Annotated in this window: 15 protein-coding genes; 5 read left to right on the top strand and 10 right to left on the bottom strand. The window is 70.0% G+C overall.

Features of this window, described 5'->3' with window-relative positions; translation table 11 throughout:
- Positions 1-123: 123 nt before the first annotated feature.
- Entirely contained in the window at positions 124-1,401 is a 1,278-nt protein-coding gene (locus ACFYQ6_RS22430; RefSeq protein WP_361582601.1) for a lectin, read from the bottom strand.
- A gap of 418 nt (positions 1,402-1,819) precedes the next feature.
- On the opposite strand from ACFYQ6_RS22430, the gene ACFYQ6_RS22425 reads away from it, so the two are divergent.
- Positions 1,820-2,323, top strand: a complete 504-nt coding sequence (locus ACFYQ6_RS22425) for a GNAT family N-acetyltransferase (RefSeq protein ID WP_388764501.1) — start codon at positions 1,820-1,822, stop codon at positions 2,321-2,323.
- An 88-nt stretch (positions 2,324-2,411) separates the two neighbouring features.
- Here ACFYQ6_RS22425 and ACFYQ6_RS22420 read toward each other — a convergent pair whose 3' ends face one another.
- Together ACFYQ6_RS22420 and ACFYQ6_RS22415 are read right to left on the bottom strand one after the other, a co-directional pair.
- Entirely contained in the window at positions 2,412-2,810 is a 399-nt protein-coding gene (locus ACFYQ6_RS22420) for a hypothetical protein (protein WP_361582607.1), read from the bottom strand.
- Positions 2,811-2,948: 138 nt separating this feature from the next.
- On the bottom strand, positions 2,949-3,707 hold the full coding sequence (locus tag ACFYQ6_RS22415) for a DeoR/GlpR family DNA-binding transcription regulator (protein ID WP_388764499.1): 759 nt from the start codon (positions 3,705-3,707) through the stop codon (positions 2,949-2,951).
- A 49-nt stretch (positions 3,708-3,756) separates the two neighbouring features.
- Between ACFYQ6_RS22415 and ACFYQ6_RS22410 the strand changes: the two genes are divergently transcribed.
- From ACFYQ6_RS22410 to ACFYQ6_RS22400, 3 genes are all read left to right on the top strand, one after another.
- Positions 3,757-4,140 (top strand): DUF4406 domain-containing protein, encoded by a 384-nt coding sequence (locus ACFYQ6_RS22410; protein WP_361582612.1) that lies wholly within the window; start codon positions 3,757-3,759, stop codon positions 4,138-4,140.
- A complete protein-coding gene (locus ACFYQ6_RS22405; protein ID WP_361582615.1) occupies positions 4,137-4,814 on the top strand; it encodes an NUDIX domain-containing protein in 678 nt (225 codons plus the stop codon). The genes ACFYQ6_RS22410 and ACFYQ6_RS22405 overlap by 4 nt, the downstream gene beginning before the upstream one ends.
- Before the next feature lie 256 nt (positions 4,815-5,070).
- Positions 5,071-5,940 (top strand): hypothetical protein, encoded by an 870-nt coding sequence (locus ACFYQ6_RS22400; RefSeq protein ID WP_361582618.1) that lies wholly within the window; start codon positions 5,071-5,073, stop codon positions 5,938-5,940.
- 64 nt (positions 5,941-6,004) lie between these two features.
- Here the strand turns inward: ACFYQ6_RS22400 and ACFYQ6_RS22395 are convergent, their stop codons facing one another.
- Positions 6,005-9,013: a family 16 glycoside hydrolase gene (locus ACFYQ6_RS22395; protein WP_388764497.1), complete on the bottom strand. Its 3,009-nt coding sequence runs from the start codon at positions 9,011-9,013 to the stop codon at positions 6,005-6,007.
- Between the two features lie 568 nt (positions 9,014-9,581).
- On the opposite strand from ACFYQ6_RS22395, the gene ACFYQ6_RS22390 reads away from it, so the two are divergent.
- Positions 9,582-10,787: an oxygenase MpaB family protein gene (locus ACFYQ6_RS22390; protein ID WP_361582623.1), complete on the top strand. Its 1,206-nt coding sequence runs from the start codon at positions 9,582-9,584 to the stop codon at positions 10,785-10,787.
- Positions 10,788-10,895: 108 nt separating this feature from the next.
- On the opposite strand, the gene ACFYQ6_RS22385 is transcribed toward ACFYQ6_RS22390, so the two are convergent.
- The 6 genes from ACFYQ6_RS22385 to ACFYQ6_RS22360 all read right to left on the bottom strand — a co-directional run bounded on the left by ACFYQ6_RS22385 (position 10,896) and on the right by ACFYQ6_RS22360 (position 17,103).
- A complete protein-coding gene (locus tag ACFYQ6_RS22385) occupies positions 10,896-12,059 on the bottom strand; it encodes a TetR/AcrR family transcriptional regulator (RefSeq protein WP_361582625.1) in 1,164 nt (387 codons plus the stop codon).
- 321 nt (positions 12,060-12,380) lie between these two features.
- Positions 12,381-12,992, bottom strand: a complete 612-nt coding sequence (locus ACFYQ6_RS22380) for a dihydrofolate reductase family protein (protein ID WP_388764495.1) — start codon at positions 12,990-12,992, stop codon at positions 12,381-12,383.
- 354 nt (positions 12,993-13,346) lie between these two features.
- Entirely contained in the window at positions 13,347-14,339 is a 993-nt protein-coding gene (locus ACFYQ6_RS22375; RefSeq protein WP_388764553.1) for an endonuclease/exonuclease/phosphatase family protein, read from the bottom strand.
- A gap of 601 nt (positions 14,340-14,940) precedes the next feature.
- Positions 14,941-15,465, bottom strand: a complete 525-nt coding sequence (locus ACFYQ6_RS22370) for a hypothetical protein (RefSeq protein WP_388764493.1) — start codon at positions 15,463-15,465, stop codon at positions 14,941-14,943.
- Complete coding sequence (locus ACFYQ6_RS22365; protein WP_388764491.1) at positions 15,462-16,115, bottom strand: hypothetical protein; 654 nt, start codon at positions 16,113-16,115, stop codon at positions 15,462-15,464. Before ACFYQ6_RS22365 ends, ACFYQ6_RS22370 begins: the two co-directional genes overlap by 4 nt.
- 181 nt (positions 16,116-16,296) lie before the next feature.
- A complete protein-coding gene (locus ACFYQ6_RS22360; protein ID WP_388764489.1) occupies positions 16,297-17,103 on the bottom strand; it encodes a GTP pyrophosphokinase family protein in 807 nt (268 codons plus the stop codon).
- Positions 17,104-17,201 lie beyond the last annotated feature (98 nt).

Raw genomic sequence — 17,201 nt, 5'->3', positions numbered from 1 at the left:
GAAGTCTTCGGCGGCCGGAAGGGCCGATCGTCCGCCGTCCGGATCAGTCGGTGCGGCCGGGCGCGATCGCCATCTGCCCCGTGCCCGTGAGGCGGTGCCCCGGATGCGGCGGCTGACGGTTCGTCACCTGGTGACGGTCCATTTCTGGTTGGCGGCGCCGGTGCAGGTCCAGATCTGCAACCGCGCCCCGTTGGCGCTGCCGCCACCGGACACGTCCAGGCACTTGTTCGCCTGCGGGTTCACGATGTCCTTGGCCGCAGGCGTCGCCCATTGCTGCGCCGCGGTTCCGTTGCAGTCGTACAACTGCACCAGGGACCCGTCGGCCGTACCGCCGGAGGCCACGTCCAGGCACTTGCCCAGCGCACGGATGGTGCCGTCGGAGCCCACGGTCCACTTCTGCGCCGCGGTTCCGTTGCAGTCGTACAGCTGCACCGCCGTACCGTTCGCCGCCGCACCACCGGCGACGTCCACGCACTTGCCGGCGAGCCCGGTGATGGGCCCACCACCCGAGGGCGTGTCTCCGGTGGTCACGCGGACGTAGTCCACGACGAGTTGCTGGGGGAAGCTGGTGCTGCCGTCCGGGTCGCCGGGCCAGTAGCCGCCGACGGCGAGGTTGAGGATGAGGAAGAACGGCTTGTTGAACACCCAGGCGTTGCCGTTGAGGTCGGCGGGTGTGCGGCGCTGGTAGACGGTGCCGTCCACGGACCAGGTGATCGAGTTGGGAGACCAGTCCACCGCGAACGTGTGGAAGGCGTCCGCGAAGGCGGCGCCGCCTGGCAGGGTGTAACCGGCGCCGATCCCGCCCGAGCCGGAGTAACCGGGACCGTGCAGGGTGCCGTGGACCGTTCCCGGCTCGAAGCCGACGTTCTCCATGATGTCGATCTCACCGCTGTTGGGCCAGCCCACACTGCCGATGTCGGCACCCAGCATCCAGAACGCCGGCCAGATGCCCTGCCCACGCGGGATCTTCATCCGGCTCTCGACGTGCCCGTACGTCGAGGTGAACCGGCCCGAGGTGTTCAGACGGGACGACGTGTACTCACATCTGCCGTACCAGCACTGGTAGTTGCCGGGGTTCTCCTTGCGGGCGGTGATGACCAGGTTGCCCTGGCCGTCGAGGGCGGCGTTGTTGGTGCCCGCCGTGTAGTACTGCCGCTCGTGGTTGTTGACGTTGTCACCGGTCTCGGTCAGCCACTTGCTGCCGTCGACGGCGGAGCCCGCGGGCCCGTTGAACTCATCGGCGAACGCCACAGCGGCAGTTGCTGCCGCCGTTGCGGTGTCGGAGACGGGCGCGGCCGTCGCGACGGGCGCGTTCTGCGCCAGGCCGGTCGTCAGCGAGGCGAAGCCGAGCGCCATGACGAGGGACAGGACCAGACGTCTGGGAAAGCGCGTGGAACTCATTTACTTCTCCCTTCGGGGAGCGTGGGGGATGACGCGCACATGACATATGCACCGAGGTGAGGCGGAAGGGGCACTCCCCTGAGACCCCCCGGCCGAGCGGACGGAGGGAACGAAGGGATGGAAGCACTTACTTCAGTACGTGATTTAAGGAATGAACGCCGAGCCTGTCAAGGCTTTGGTCTGGACCGGAGGCATGTACATCTCTTGCACACACGCTCACTTCCGGCCACGGCGCCCGGCAAGGGCCCACTCGGGCGGGACCCGCACGGCTAGTTGGCCGCCGGAGTGGTCAGGCCAGGACGCAGGGGTGTCGCACGCCTCACCACCTGCCGCCGGACTCGAGCCATCGGATCGGCATCGTCCGGCCAAGGCGGCTCGTGATGGGGCACGCGGCTGAGGCATGGGGCAAGGTGGGCCCATGTCACCATACGAGACCATGCCGTTCCACCTCGAGACCGAGCGGCTGACCCTGCGGCCGTGGGCGGAGTCCGACGCCGGCGAGTTCAGCTCCCTTCTCTCCGAACGCGGCGACGGAGCGCCGACGGTCGAGCACATCCGTACGTCCATCGCGGAGTTCCTCACCGAGACGGTGACGACGGGCATCGCTCTGCTGCCCATCCAGCGCCGCGCCGAAGGCGACTTCATCGGGTACTGCGGACTGATCATCGGCCGCTCCACCCTGGAAGAGCCGGAGATCGCCTATGAGTTGTTCCAGCGCGTGCACGGGTGCGGCTACGCCACCGAGGCGGCAGGCGCGGTCCTCGACGCCGCCGCCGCGACCGGGCGTGAGCGGCTCTGGTCGACCGTCCGCCCGTGGAACACACCGTCGTTGCGCGTCCTGGAGAAGCTCGGGTTCGACCGGGATCACGTCTCCACGGACGACAAGGGTGAAATCGTGTGGCTGAGACGAGAGTTGCGCTGAGCGACGCCACTCCCCCGGCCGGGGGGCGCGGTCGGCGGCCCCCTCCCGCCCGCCGGCCGGACGCGGCTCCGGGGAGCCGCGCGGGAGCTCAGCGACCGCGCCTCGCCACGGCCGCGAAGCGCGGCGCGTCGCCGTCGTGGGTCGCTCCTGTCAGATCGCCGAGGATGTCGACCTCGCCGAAGCCGGCGTCGCACAGTTCGGCGACGAGTTCCGCCGGAGTGAAGTAGCGGACCCAGTCGAGGAGCGTCCTGTGCCGGTCGGCCTCGAAGATCTCGTACGTGTCCAGGGACACGCACTCACCGTCGCAGCGACAGGTGTTGTGGGAGCCGAAACGGGGACGGGCGGACCAGAATCCGTCCACGAGCTCCGGGGCGCAGGCCGCCTGCTCCCGCGCCCCCGCGAAGGCGGATGCGGACTCGACGTCGAAGACGAAGCTGCCACTGGTGTCGAGATGTTCGCGAGCGGTGCGCGGCAGCGAGCGGCGCATGCCACTGAGGCTGGAGACCTGCCCTTCGGCGCACCGAGGCTTTTCGTCGCGCGCCGGGCCGGGACCGCGAGCGGACGGGCCCGAGCGGTCGGGCCCGAGCGGTCGGCGCGAGCGGACGGGCGCGGACGCCCGTAGCCGTCAGTCCGCCGCCAGGACCTCGACGCCGCGCGCCGTGAGCTGCTCGATGACCGGATGGTGCGCGGTCGCGTCCGTGACGAGGCCGCTGATCTCCTCCCACGGCAGGACACGGAAGCGGGAAGCGGCACCGATCTTCTCCGAGGAAGCCAGGACATAGGTGTCCGCGGCCCGCGCGGCCAGCGCGCGCTTCATCGCGGCCTCCTCGGCGTCACCGGTGGTCAGTCCCGCCTCGGGATGCACACCCGTGACGCCGAGCAGGCAGAGGTCCGCGGAGACGTTCTGCGCCGCCTCCACCGCCGCCGCTCCGCAGGCGACCGCCGAGTGTTTGAAGATGCGGCCGCCGAGCAGGAAGACCTCCGCCCGCGGATGATCGAGCAGTGCGGCGGCGATCGTCGGGCTGTGTGTGATCACGGTGCAGTCCAGGTTCCGGGGCAGGGCATGGACCACCGCGAGGGCTGTGGTGCCGCCGTCGAGGATCAGCGCCCCACCCGGCCGTACGAGCCCGGCGGCCACGGTGGCGACCTTCCGCTTGCCGTCCGGGGCCACGGCCTGCCGGGCTTGATAGTCCGCCACGGCCGGCGAAACGGGCAGCGCGCCGCCGTACACCCGCTGACACAGACCTTCGCCCGCCAGGTCGCGCAGGTCGCGGCGGATGCTGTCCTCGGAGATCCCCAGCTCGGCGGCGACGTCCTTGGCGACGATCTTGCCCTTGCGAGCGAGCAGACCCAGCAGATGGTCCCGTCGTTCAGCAGCCAGCATGCACACTCTCCCATGTTCTTTCACGTTTCTGCATGTATCGTACCTCAGCATGACCGACAAGCCCATGCTCATCCTCATCGCCGGCCCCTACCGCTCCGGAACCGACGGAGACCCCCAGGCGATGGCCGCCAATCTCGCCCGCCTCGAAGCGGCCGCGTGGCCGGTCTTCGCCGCGGGCCACCTGCCGGTGATCGGTGAATGGATCGCCCTGCCCGTCCTGCACTCGGCGGATGCCGGCCCAACCGACCCGCTCGCCGACCAGGTGCTGTACCCGGTCGCCGACCGCCTGCTCGCCCGCTGCGACGCCGTGCTGCGCCTGCCCGGCGCATCGGCCGGAGCCGACCAGGACGTCGCCACCGCCCGCCGCCGGGGCCTGCCCGTGTACGAAGACCTCGGCCAGATCCCTTCACTCGCCCCGCAGGCGAACGCGTGAGCCCCCGCCCCGGCGTCGACATCGCCGACCACCGCGGACGTACCGGCCTCGACCGGACCGGGCGCGATCTGCACCGCAACGCCGACGTCGTGATCCGCGACGTCGAACTCACCTCGCAGGGCTGGCACGTGCTGCGGCGCACCACGTTCGACTACCGCCGGCGCGACGGGCGATGGACCACGCAGGAGCGCGAGACGTACGACCGGGGCAACGGCGCGGTCGTCCTGCCGTACGACACGGAGCGCGGTCGCGTCCTGCTCACCCGCCAGTTCCGCTACCCGGCGTACGTCAACGACCATCCCGACGGGATGCTCGTCGAGGCCGCCGCCGGGCTGCTGGACGCCGACGACCCGCCGGCCGCGATCCGACGTGAGAGCGCCGAGGAGCTGGGGGTCACCCTGGGGCCGCTCACCCATGTCCTCGACGCCTACATGAGCCCTGGTTCCGTCACCGAGCGCCTCCACTTCTTCGCCGCTCCCTACACCCCTGCCGACCGGACCGGGGCCGGCGGCGGGCTGGAGGAGGACGGGGAGGACATCGAGGTCCTCGAACTGCCGTTCACCGAGGCCCTCGCCATGATCCGCGACGGGCGGATCGTCGACGGGAAGACCATCATGCTGCTGCACTGGGCAGCCCTGGACGGCCCCTTCGCTCCCGGAGCCGCTGACCGCTGACCGCTCAGCGGCCGCCGGCCACATCCGCACCGCGTCCCCCTCGCCCGCGTTCGAGGCGAGGGGGACGCGGTGCGTCCTCGTCACCCGGCCGACGGCGGAGCCGCTGTCACGGAACGTGGCGAGCGGCCGACTCCACGGCTGCCGGGAACCGCACCACAGGTGTACGTACGGCCACGGGGTGATGCGGATCGGTCCAGGACGCGGCGATGAACGGCCATGTCGTGGAGACTTGAGATGCTGGAAGGGGCCCCTGCCGGTGGAAGGCCGCACAGCCGGGACAGGGGCGCAGACGGAGCGCCACGTCCGGCCCGCAGACCGGACCGAGGCCCACGAGGAGGACACGATCGACACCACCGAGAAGACCGGGCACTCGCTGGACTCCGCCAGCGTCCTGAACGCGAAGGAGACGCTCCTCGAACTCCTCGGCCGCGCGGGTGTGTTCCGTGACGAAGCCGATGAGCTGATCGCGCTCGTGGAGGCCGGTGCGCTCGCGGACGCGCACGCCGAGGTCGCGAAGGCCGAGGTCGCGAAGGCCGAGGTCGCGAAGGCGGAGCGCGCCCCGGGCGAGAAGGGAGATTCGTACGACGCCGGCTGGCACGACGGTGCCCGGGCCGTCGGCGACGCGCTCGCCCGCCTCGCCGAGCGCGCCCTCGACCGGGCCATCGGCACGGCGGTGCCCGACTCGGACGATGACGACGCAGCCGAGTCCCATCACTCCGTCGGCAGGGTGGACGTGGAGCGCGCGAAGGTCGCGGTGACGCCGCTCTACCTCTCGTTCAACGACGCCTCGGACCTCGAACCCGAGGGGTCGGACGAGGTCCTCGCCGCGGTGCTCGGCACCATGAGCGTCGTGGGGCGGGTCGGTTACGCGGGGCAGCTGGAGGAGTTCACCGAGGCCCATCGGGAGCGGATGGCCCAGTTGTACGCGCGTTTCGGACCCCGCAGCCACATCGCCCTGCACGGCCGCTACTCCCTCCTCCACTCCCCCACGAGCATCGCCGTACTGGAGCGGCTCACGGCCGCGCCCTCGGCGCTCCGGGCGGAATGGGATCAGGCGGAGCTGCCCCCGGCCTGGCTGGAAGGTCTCCTGTCCGCCTGGAACGCCTCGGAGGATCGACCCGGATGAGGCCCGCGCCGAAGCGGGGCGCCCACAGCTCGTGGACGCCCCGCTCGCCGGTGGAGACCCGCGGTCAGCTCAGCGGCTCGATGCGGATGTTGCGGAACCTCACGGCGTTCCCGTGGTCCTGGAGACGGATCGCTCCCGCCGACGGCCCTTCCGGCGCACCCGCGCCGGTCGGCCCGTCGATCGCGATGTCGTCATGGACCTTCTTCCCGTTCCACACCACCGTGACGCGCGCGTCGGCGGTCTTCACGCCGCTGTCGTCGAAGCGTGCGGCCCGGAAGGTGATGTCGTACGTCTGCCACGTCTCCGGAGCGGTGGCAGCGTTGATGTCCGGCGCCTTCTTCTGGTAGATCGCCCCGGCCTCGTTCGTGTCGGGGGTGGTGTCGCCGAAGGAGTCGAGGATCTGGAGTTCGTAGCGGTCCTGGAGGTAGACACCGCTGTTGCCGCGGTTCTGACCGGTCACGTCGTCCGGCAGCAGGGGCACCCGGAACTCCATGCGCAGTCTGAAGTCCTGATAGGCGTCCTTGGTGCGGATGTCGCCGCAGCACACCTCCATGGACCGCTCGGGGGCGAGCGGCCATTCGACGCGCCGCCCGTCCGTGTGCTGCCACTGTTCCTGGGAGTCCGAGGTCCCGTCGAAGAGGGGGACGGAAGCACGGTGAGGGCGCACGGTGATCAGGTCGAGGTTGACATGACCGGTGTCACCGGTGTCGAAGCTGTACGTGACGGTGTTGCGCCCCGCCTTCAGCCGCACCCGCTCGGTCTGCGTCGACCAGGCGTCCCAGGTGCCCGTCGAGGCGAGTTTCGTCTGTCTGAGCTTCTTCCCGTTCACGTACAGGGAAAGGGACTTGGTTCCCTGGAAGGGGTTGGGGCCGTTGGAGTAGCGCAGGTTCACGTCGTGGTCGCCGGCCTTGGGGACGGTGATGTCGAAGGTCGTGCCGGTCCTGTTCTCCGTGTTGTAGCGGTCGACGAAGCCGCTCCCCGAGTAGCCGGTGTGGTCGGTGTGGACACCGGCCGTGCCGGTGAGCCGCGCCTCCTCCGCCTCGTACAGCGTGGCAGGCGCCGGCTGCTTGCCGGGCAGGGCGTTGAGCGTGTACCAGGCCTCCGTGCTCCACAGCGTCTCACCGGAAGCCGAGGCGAAGGGGCGTGGTGAGCGCAGGTGGACGACCCTGTCCGACTTGAGTCCGTCGAGACGCAGCCGCACGGTGCGGCTGTCGTCGGAGAGCGTCGCCGAGCGTACGGCGAGCCGTTCCTCGGCGATCTTCGGGCCGCCGTAGTCGGAGGTGGGGGTGTAGCGCCACTGCTCCGCCTGGTAGTGCGAGGCCAGCTCCTCGGCGGTGGCTTCGGAGAGCGGCTGGGTGTATTCGAGGTCGAAGCCGCCGGGGACGGCCCGCATCTCCTTGATGTCGAAGGTGTTGCCACCGTTCGGCGTGAGCTTCTGCAGGCCGAACTTCAGCTTGCCTTCCTGCCCCCAGTTGCCGTCGGCGCCGAGACCACCCGCGTATATCGAGCCGTCGGGCCCCATGGTGATGCGGTTGACGCCGGCTTCGAGCCCTTGCGTGTAGCGGAAGACGGCACCCTGGTACTGCCCCTTCACCTTTTCCAGGTAGGCCCGCTGGAGTCCCCCGTAGGTGACGTCACCGAAGAGCATCTGTCCGGCAAACCGGCCCTCCTTCACGTACAGGGGCGTGCTGGGTGAGTTGGCGATCTCGTTCTGCGGCAGCCAGAGCACCGGCTGGGTGGGGGTGCGGTCGTCGAAGGCCCCTGAGGGCTGGGTGTAGTGGTTGAAGAAGCGGTCCTGCTTGATCTGGACCAGCTTCGAGGCGGGCAGCCAGCCACCCTGGTTGTCGGTGGTGAAGAGAGAGTTCTCGGGACCCCAGCCGATTCCGTTCGGGGTCCGCAGGCCGCCGGCGATCGCCTGGATCTTCCCTGTCTTCCTGCTGACCTTGTACGTCGTGCCGCGGCCTTCCGCAGGCTGCGGCGTCGTGGTCGCGCCGCCGTAGTCGATGGCGACGGACAGGTTCACGTAGAAGTAGCCGTCACGGTAGAGGAGCCCGAACGCGAACTCGTGAAAGTTGCCGCCGTACGGCCAGGTGGCAACCGTGCGGTACTCGTCGGTGACCAGGTCCTTGTCGGAGTCGACGAGTTGCGTCAGCTCGTGCTTCTGCGAGACGTACAGCGAACCGTCGACGTACTTGATGCCCATCGGCTCGCGCAGGCCCTCGGCGATCTTCTTCACCGTCACCTTGTCGCGGCTGGTCTCGCCCGTGACATTGCCCAGGATGTACACCTCTCCGGTCGTGGTCTCCGACCCGCCCCAGGTGGAGAGCGCCAGGCGCCCGTCGGGCAGCCAGTCCATCCCGGTGACCTGCGGCTCGAAGCCTTCCGGACGCAGGTCGGTGAGGTCGAGGTCGGGGCGTACGCCGGTGAGCGGGAGGCCGTCACCTGGGGTGTCGGCGCCCGATTCGCATTCCTTGCGGCCCGGTGCCGTGACGCGGACGACCCCGGCGTCGGTGCTCAGCGCCTCGCTCGGGACGACCGCGAAGTCGCCCGCGCCCGGCGGCTTCCACGCGAGCGTCAGCTGCTGGTCACCGCCTCGCTCGAAGTAGTCGACGCGGAACGGGTGGGACCCCGCGGTCAGTTGTGCGGATCCGTCCTTCGGCTCCGCGCCGTGCAGACCGTCGTGGTCGATGACCTGCTGGTCGTCGATCGTGAGCCGTGAGCCGTCGTCGCTGGTGAGGCGGAAGGTGTACGAGCCGTCGGCGGGTACGACCAGGTAACCGGACACCTGCGCGACGAAGTTGTCGGCGAAGCCCCCGAAGTCGTCGACGGTGGACCAGTCGACGGTGGGCATCAGCTTGTCGTGGTTGGGCGTCTGGCCCGGTTTGAGCGTACACAAATTGCTGAGTGGCACCTGGGTGTCGAACACCCGCAGAGTGACGCCCGGTTCCTGAGACGGTATGTCGTCAGGCGCGGCGGCGGCCGGAGGCCCGGCCCAGACGCCTCCTGCGAGGAAGCCCCCGACGAGCAGGGCGGTGAGCTGTCTTCGGGCACGTTGGAACAGCCGTGGATGCATCGATCCTCCAGAAACGGGGGCACTCCGGACGGGCTGTACTGATCCGCGAAAGCGATCGCCTACGGTTGCGCCGCCACGCTAGGGGGCTTCTGCTGAAGAAGTCCATACTTTGTCATCTGTGAGTTCAAAGTGCGGGGGGCTCATTCCCGCGCACCACATCGATGGACTGCCGACAGGCGAGGGCCGCGGGGCGGCAGACCCGTGCGGCTCGCCGGCGCAGCCTGACGCCCCGTCAGGATGTGGCCGGAATCAGGCTTTCCCGGAGGCTCACACAGCACATCAGCCGGTGATGCGACAGGCACCGGCCGGTCGACCTTCGAACACCCCGGCCGCCGCCCCGCCCACCGGGCAGCGCGCATCGTGTCGCGCCGGAAGCGCCGTGGACGGCAGCGGCAGGGAAGGGGCGGCCACTCGGGGTCGGTCATCACCATTGCCGACGCCGAGACACCCCGCTATGTTAATTGAAAATCACATGGCTCAGCACGGTATGAATCATCGTGCTCACGCAACTGGCAAGCCAGATAGGGCACATAGCACCCTCTGGTCCATCAGGGAAGCGGGTAAGTCAATGGACAATCTCAGCAGGCGAAGGGCCCTGTCCCTCGGTGTCGCGCTCGGCCTCGTCAGCGTGGCGGATCCCTCCAAGGCGTGGGCATGGGCATCGAAGGACTCGGTCGCCGGAGCCGGGTCGGGCGTCGACCCGGAGTACGTCTGGGACAGCGCGACGGATCCTCTGATGGTCTCGCTGCTGGAGAACGGCCAGGTTCCCGCGGTCAACACCGCGATGAAGGAGTGGGTGAACAACAACGACGCCCTGCCCAGCGGTCTACCGGCCGAGCTCAGGGCGCACCTTCAGACGTACAACAAGCTGCCGTCCTGGGCCGACCCCGTCAAGCTGGCCCGCGCCGCCGACTTCAACCGGCGCAAGGACACCTACCTGTTCATGCTGTACGGCCTCGGCAGCGGGATCATGAGCACCGTGATCCCCCGGGAGGCACGGAGCGTCTACTGGTCCTTCGGCGGCGCCGACATGAAGGACCGGGCGGCCAAGACGTTCACGTTCGGCTACGACCTGTCGCAGCTGGACGCCTTCAAGCCGACCGGGCAGTTCATCGTCACGGCCAACAAGACGCGTCTGGTCCACGGCGCGGTGCGTCACCTGCTGCCGCAGTCGCCGCACTGGCAGGCGGGTGCCGACCAGACCATCCCGATCAGCGTCGCCGACATCCTGGTCACCTTCCACAGTCTGGGCACGTACGTCCACCGCAAGATGCTCGACTGGAAGATCCCCATGTCGAAGGCGGACGAGGAGGCGTTCCTGCACTCCTGGCAGGTCGCCATCTATCTGCTCGGCGTACCGGCCGAGTACATCCCGCAGACCTGGGCGGCGGCGGACGCCCAGTCGGCGCAGGTGCTCACCCCGATACTCGCCCCCACCCCGGAGGGCCTGGACCTGGCCGAGGTCCTGCTCGGCCTGACCGCGGAGATCGACCTCGGTGTCACGCGAGGGTTCCTGAACGAGTTCGTGCGCTACGCCCTCAGCGACCAGGTCGGCGACTGGCTGGGGCTGCGACGCGACTACGCGGCGGCGGCCCTGGTCCGCACGGTGTGGCCGGCCTTCATCCTGTTCCGCGAAGGCCTGTCGCCCGTCGCTCCCGGCGCCTTCTACGTCTTCGACCAGTTCCTGCGGGGCGTGGCCATGGCCTTCCTCAACAACGGCTCCTCCTCGACCACCACCCCGATCACCATCCCGACGGGGAACAGGCCGGGCTGAGCCACCGGGCCGCTGCCGCGCGTGCCCGTTCCTCGGCCGGTGCGCCGCGGAACGGGCATGCGCAGCCACCTGTGCGGGCGGGGCCTCCCGTTGTCGTGCGGCCCCGGGTCAGACGCCCAGGGCGCCGACGACCAGAGCTGTCACGGCGTCACGGTTGCCGGGGCTGTCACGCCACCGCAGGCCGCGTCCGGCCTCGACCGCGACACCGAACCCGGCGTGCACCAGCAGCCTGGCCTGGCGGGGGTCGAGCTCCGGCCTGGCCAGTCTCAGCTGCTGTTCCCAGACGGCGATGTGTTCACGCTGGGCGAGGACCAGGGACCGCCGCAGATCGGCCGGCAGGCCGGCGAGCTCGGCTTCCGCGACGCTGTTGAGGGCCGTGTACTCGAAGCTGTAGGCCACGTACGTCGACGCCAGGGCGACGAGGGCGTCGTGCGGGCCTTCCACCCCGTGCAGGCTCTGCTCCACCCCCTGGGCCAGCAGTCCGGCTGCCTGGAGGCAGGCCGCCTGGAGGATGTCCACCTTGCCGGGGTAGTGACGGTAGAGCGCGGACGGTGCCAGTCCCACCGCCTCCGCGATCTGCCCGTTCGTGACGCTGGCGAACCCGTCCCTGGCGAACAGCGGGATGGCGGCCGCGAGGATCTCCGCGCGGCGCGTCCGCGGCACCGGCTGGGCCGGCAGCTCGACCGGGCGTGCACCGCTGCGGGCCGTGGCGGGATCGGTCGCTGCCACGCGCAGTGACGATGCCGACAGCAGTTCCTCGGCCCGGCGTTGGGCGATCGAGGTGTGGTGCATGGTCACGGACCCGATCGCGCCGAGGGCCGCCGACGCGCGCAGACGCCCGTCGGGCAGCGGGTACTCGCGCTGCACCGCCTCGTCGACCCGCCCCACGACGTGCCCGAACTTCGCCGTGAGGTGCCGGCGGTCGTCATGGTTGAGGAAGCGGGCCTCCCACCGGTACACGCCGCCCGACGCCCGGTGCGCGACGGTGACCCGGGTGACGGCCGTGAGCACATCGGACAGGGGCGCCCCGGACGGCACCTCGTCGATCGCGGCGACGAGCCGGTCCGCCATGACGTCGGCACACTCGGCGAACAACGCGTACTTGTTCGGGAAGTGCCGGTACAGGGCCGCCGCGGTGATGCCCACTCCGGCGGCGATCTCCTCCATCGACGCAGCGTGGTAGCCGCGCTCGCTGAAGACCCGGCCGGCCGCCTCGACGATGAGCTGCTTGCGGTTGCGGGGCCGAGTGGCCGCGGTCGGATCGGCGGTCACGACCGAACGGGCGGTTGAGGAGACGGGGCCATGCGGATCAGTCAATCACACGTCGCCCGACGGTCACCGGTCCCAGCGCCACGGACCGCACGGGACACGAATCCGGCCATCGAGTGTGCTCCCCGGGCGAGGTGGACGGGCTCGAACGGCGATCCGCCGGACGAGGTGCACGGTCTCGAAGGCCTTCCGTCATGGCCCTCCTCGCGGAGGGGCTCGGGAGCGGACCGGTTCCGGAGCGGACCGGTTCCGGAGGGGCTCGGTTCGGGAGCGGCCCGGGACCTGGGATCCGCTCGGTTCCGGAGCGGACCGGTCCGGGAGTGCCTACGCGTCGGCCCCGTACGTCCCGTACTCCGGAGCTCCGGCCGATTCGTAGACGTGCACGGTCAGTCCGCCCGGTGTCGTCTCGTTGCTCACGAGCCGCAGGGCTGCCGGAGCGCCCCCGTCCGTGAAGAGGCGGCGTCCCTCGCCCACGACCACCGGGGCGATCACGAGGCGCAGTTCGTCGATCAGCCCGGCGGCCAGCAGGGACTGGGCCAGCCGGGCGCTGCCGTGGATCTGCAGCTCGCGGCCGGGCCGGAGCTTCAGGTCCGCGACCTGTGCGGGGACGTCCCCGGACAGGATCGTGGTCGGGTCCCATCCGGCCTCGGACAGGCTGTGGGAGGCGACGTACTTCGGCAGCGCGTTCAGGATGCGGGCGGAAGGATGCTCGGTCATCTTCGGCCAGTCACGCGCGAAGTTCACGTAGGTCCGGCGACCGAAGAGGAACGCGTCCGCCGCAGCGAGCCAGACACCGGCCAGTCGTTCGAACTCCTCGTCCAGGTACGGCACGAACCAGCCACCCCGGGTGAAACCGTCGCTGGTGTCCTCGTCCGGGGAGCCCGGCCCCTGGCAGACGCCGTCCAGCGACAGGAACTCCTGCAGTACCAATCTCATTGTGCGCACCACTCTCTCTTCGCCGGGCGAGGTGCCCGTAGCACTGAAGACATCGTGCCGGGCGACAACTCATCGGTGCGGGCGCTGCCGATTCTCCGGGTCATGTGTCGGACACGCCGACTCCGTGCACAGCGCCTGCGTACGGGAGCGGGTCACCCGCGCCCCGTCGTCCTTGTCCAGGGGGCACTCCGGTCGGGATGACGGCGATCCCGGCCGACCACCCGGCCATCTCCCCGGCCTCCGCCTCGATCTGAAGCCGTTGCAGGCCGCACAGCCGCTGCATGCCGACGGAACTTCCTGCGGAACCTCCGGCGGAACTTCCGGCGGAACTTCCGGCGGAGGTACGTAAGCGGCTCACCAGCTGATGCCGGCGGCCACCGGCAGGTGGTCGCTGCCGGTCGCCGGCAGCACCCAGGAGCTCTTCGGCTGCACCCCGCGAACCAGGATCTGGTCGATCCGCGCCACCGGGAACGTCGCCGGCCAGCTGAAGCCGAAGCCTTCCCCGGCCGCGTCCTGCGCGGATCGCAGCTGCGAGGTGAGGCCGTCGAACGCGCGGTCGTCCATGGTGCCGTTCAGGTCGCCCAGCAGCACCACCCGCTCGTTCCGCTCGGCTGCGACGGCCTCGGCGAGAGCCTGCGCACCGGCGTCCCGCTGCTCCGTCCGGTAGCCGCCCCTGGGCATCAGCCGTACGGAACCCAGGTGGGCGACGTACACCGCGAGGGGTCCACGGTCCGTGGTCACCGTGGCACGCAGCGCCCGGGGCGTCGGTTTCCTTTCTTCGGCCGACAGGTGCGCCGCGAGCGGCCCGGCCATGCCCTGCATCGCGACGTCGACCGTCCGGGTGTCAGAGAGCGGCAGCTTGCTCCACAACCCGACCGTGCCTCGCACCTCATGATGCGGGTAGGCCGTCGCCAGCTCCTTGTCGTACGTGGCCTCGGCCTGCGGGGTGATCTCCACCAGGGCCAGCAGATCCGCTCGGGAAGCGGCCAGGTCGTGGGCGGCACCGACCGGGTCGGGGTTTCCCGCCCCCACGTTGTGGCTGACCACGGTGAGGTCACCGCCCGAGTGGGACGTGTTGCCGAGCACCCCGCCGAAGAGGCTGAGCCACACCAGCGCGGGCAGCAGCAGAGCGACCACCGCGGACGCGGAGCGGCGCCACAGCGCCCCGGCGAGGAGTACGGGTACGCACAAGCCGAACCATGGCAGGAAGGTCTCCACGAGACTGCCGAGCCCCCAGGCATCCGGGACCTGCGCGTGCAGCAGCATGAGCAGGCCCAGCAGCAGCCCCAGCGCGGCGAGCACCGGGCCGCGCTTCCAGGGTCCAGGGCGAGCGGCGAAGCGGATCACGTTGCGGATGCCCGCACGACGGGTACCGGAGCGCCGGCGTCCGGCAGGACCCTGCCCGGCCCCCACCGGGGCCACGACCTCGGCACGCTTCTCGGCTTCGGCGCGATCCTCGGCCTCACCCCGCTGCCGCCGCGCATCCGCGAACTCCTGTGCTGATGTACTCACTGATCAAGTTCCCGGCTCATGAGGTCCGCGGAGGACTGGGACAGGTGCACGGAACCGTCCCGTACGTACGCGAGGCTCCTGACGATCGTCGGGCCGGTCCCGGCACTGCGTCGGCCGGCCGCGATCGCTTCGAGGCTATGGGCCGGCACATATCCTCGGCGTATCGAAAACTCCCTCACCCACGCGTTCCCTACGTGGGCGCAGGGCGCAGCACTCGTCTCCCTGTGCACGCTGGATGCCGTCGGCCTCTGCTCGTCAGTGGAGCCCTGAGGACGTCGCACGAGGTTTCACCGCGACCGCGGCGCTCGAAGGAGAGCGGCCCACGACTGCGCCCCTTGGCCAGGAGATGGTGGACCGCTTCCGTTGCCCGGCCGGACGTGACGACGGCCGCGAACGGTCCGCGGCAGCGCCCGGGAAGGGAGACGAGAAGGCGCGCCTACGGGTGGCCGGTTCGGCTCTCGCCCCGGGCGAACTCGTGGCTCCGGCACAGTTCGTCCACCGCCTCCGCCGCCTCCCTGCGCACCTCGGGGTCAGGGTGCAGTAGGTAGCGCTCGACGACCGGCAGCGCCATACGGTCGTACGTGGCGCCCAGTATGGACAGGACGTAACCCAGGAGCACGGGCTCGAACGTGTCCGCACCGACGGCGAGGGCTATCACCACCCCGTAGGGGAGCTGGTAGTGCGTGGAGGCGGTGCAGACGGCGTGCAGCGCCGACTCACGGACCGCACAGGTCTCGTGGGAGAGCGCGACCAGGACGAGTCGCTCGACGACCCGCTCGGCGTCGTCCGGCGCCAGGCGTCCCGTCTCCAGTACGTCGCTGATGGCGTCGAGGCAGAAGTCCCGGCGCCGGGTAGCGGGCGCGTCCAGCTCCTCCCAGGCCGACTCGACCACTGCGATCAGTCGTCGGCGTCCCGGTACACCCAGGTCGCTCCGTTCGCTCCGTTCGCTCCGTTCGCTCAACGGTCGCGGCCGAGGTCGAGGTCGGTGTCGAGGTCGAGGTCGAGGACGAGGTCGGGGGCGGGGTCGGGCCAACTCGCCACGAGGTCTTCGCGATCCGGGTAGGCGGAGTCGGAGTCCTCCTGCTGGACCGTCTCACCGTTGAGCCAGCACACCGGCCCGAAGCTGCCGTCACCGATGTCGAACAGGCAGCACACTCCACCGCTGGCCGCCGTGAGACCGGTGAACACCTCCCGGACGCGAGCGGACCGCGCGAACAGGCGGCTCATCGCCGATGTCGCTGCCCAGAACTCCAGTGAGGCGTAGCCCGGATGCAGCATGGACTCGAAGCGGATCGTCAGGTAGACGTAGCCGATACCGACGCGCCCGTCCTGCTCGACATCGAGGCCGCACCTCTCCGCGTACTCCCGCACCGCGTCATCGACGCCGAACATGATGGACGTGTCGAGATCGAGCGTGCCGCGTGGGGAGCAGTCGACCGGTGCGCTCTTCCAGTCCGACGTGAAGGGAACGACGATCCGGTCCCCGCCGGGCAGTGTGAGCTCGAGCGGCGGTCTGTCCGTACGCGGTGGGGTGAGCGCGGCCAGATTCACCAGCGCCCGGGCAACGTTCCCGGGAGGCAGGTAGATGTCGTAGCCGTAGGCGAGCCCCATTGCGTTTCCCCCTCTGCCGGGCCGAGCCGCAGCTTCTCACCCTTCGCCCCCGAGGAGCACGCCGGTTTCCGAAGAGGGGGGAAGAACACCTGGTCAGCACCCGGCCGGCCCGGAGGACAGCGCCGCTTCCCGATTCCCACCCCCGGCGGCCGGTGGACCGACCGTCCGGCCCGCGAGGCGGTCAGTCCGCCGGCCCGCCTGCGTTCTCGCCGCTGTCCTCGGCTTCTGCACCCGCCCGAGCGCTCCTCCACAGCCGCATCAGCATCTGCTCCTCGGCGTCCGGCGTGGTGTCCTCGGCGCTCTCCGGCACCGCACCCCGCACCTCGGTGTGCAGCTCCTCCATCTGCTGGTCGAGCAACTCGGCGAGATGCGCCGCCTCGGTCAGCCTGGCGACGAGACCGGCGGGGACGGAACCGTCGTACTTGTAGTAGATCTTGTGCTCAAGGCTGGCCCAGAAGTCCATCGCGATGGTCCGGACCTGTACCTCGACGGTCACCGGCACCGGGCCGGTGCTGAGGAAGACCGGGATCTCGATGAGGGCGTGAAGGCTCTTGTAGCCGTTGGGCTTGGGGTGGGTGATGTAGTCCTTGATCCGGAGCACCCGTACGTCGGTCTGGAAGGTGAGCGCCTCCAGGACCCGGTAGGTGTCGGCGATGAAGCTGCACGTGATGCGCACGCCGGCGATGTCGTGGATGGACGCCCGGATCGCCTCGGGAGTGGGCTCGATACCCAGGCGCGCGACCTTCTGCAGGACGCTCGTGGGGGATTTGACGCGGGAACCGACATGCTCGATGGGGTTGTACCGGTGCAGGTGCAGAAACTCCTTCCGCAGGATGGACACCTTGGTCAACACCTCGTCGACGGCGAACTCGTGCTCCATCTGGATGCGCTGGAAGTCCTTGCGTATCCGGCGTACGAAGGCCACGTCCGCCGGTGCGGGCGGCTCCTCGCGGGTGCTGTCCGCGGGTGCCTGCGCCTGGTCGGCCACGGTGGTGCTCCTGTCCCGGGTCGGTAGGCGAGTTCCGACGCGTTCGCCGGGCGCGCCGCACGGAGGCGGACGCACTCCCATGCTCGCACCGGTGAAGG

This window comes from Streptomyces sp. NPDC005494 (assembly GCF_042872025.1).
Lineage (GTDB): Bacteria > Actinomycetota > Actinomycetes > Streptomycetales > Streptomycetaceae > Streptomyces.
Note: the sequence above shows the minus strand (reverse complement) of the source record. Positions and strands in the feature narration are given on the sequence as shown.

Excerpts from the sequence above, each read along its gene's own strand:
- ACFYQ6_RS22430 (WP_361582601.1), bottom strand. The coding sequence starts at position 1,401 with ATGAGTTCCACGCGCTTTCCCAGACGTCTGGTCCTGTCCCTCGTCATG.
- ACFYQ6_RS22425 (WP_388764501.1), top strand. The coding sequence starts at position 1,820 with ATGTCACCATACGAGACCATGCCGTTCCACCTCGAGACCGAGCGGCTG.
- ACFYQ6_RS22420 (WP_361582607.1), bottom strand. The coding sequence starts at position 2,810 with ATGCGCCGCTCGCTGCCGCGCACCGCTCGCGAACATCTCGACACCAGT.
- ACFYQ6_RS22415 (WP_388764499.1), bottom strand. The coding sequence starts at position 3,707 with ATGCTGGCTGCTGAACGACGGGACCATCTGCTGGGTCTGCTCGCTCGC.
- ACFYQ6_RS22410 (WP_361582612.1), top strand. The coding sequence starts at position 3,757 with ATGACCGACAAGCCCATGCTCATCCTCATCGCCGGCCCCTACCGCTCC.
- ACFYQ6_RS22395 (WP_388764497.1), bottom strand. The coding sequence starts at position 9,013 with ATGCATCCACGGCTGTTCCAACGTGCCCGAAGACAGCTCACCGCCCTG.
- ACFYQ6_RS22390 (WP_361582623.1), top strand. The coding sequence starts at position 9,582 with ATGGACAATCTCAGCAGGCGAAGGGCCCTGTCCCTCGGTGTCGCGCTC.
- ACFYQ6_RS22380 (WP_388764495.1), bottom strand. The coding sequence starts at position 12,992 with ATGAGATTGGTACTGCAGGAGTTCCTGTCGCTGGACGGCGTCTGCCAG.
- ACFYQ6_RS22365 (WP_388764491.1), bottom strand. The coding sequence starts at position 16,115 with ATGGGGCTCGCCTACGGCTACGACATCTACCTGCCTCCCGGGAACGTT.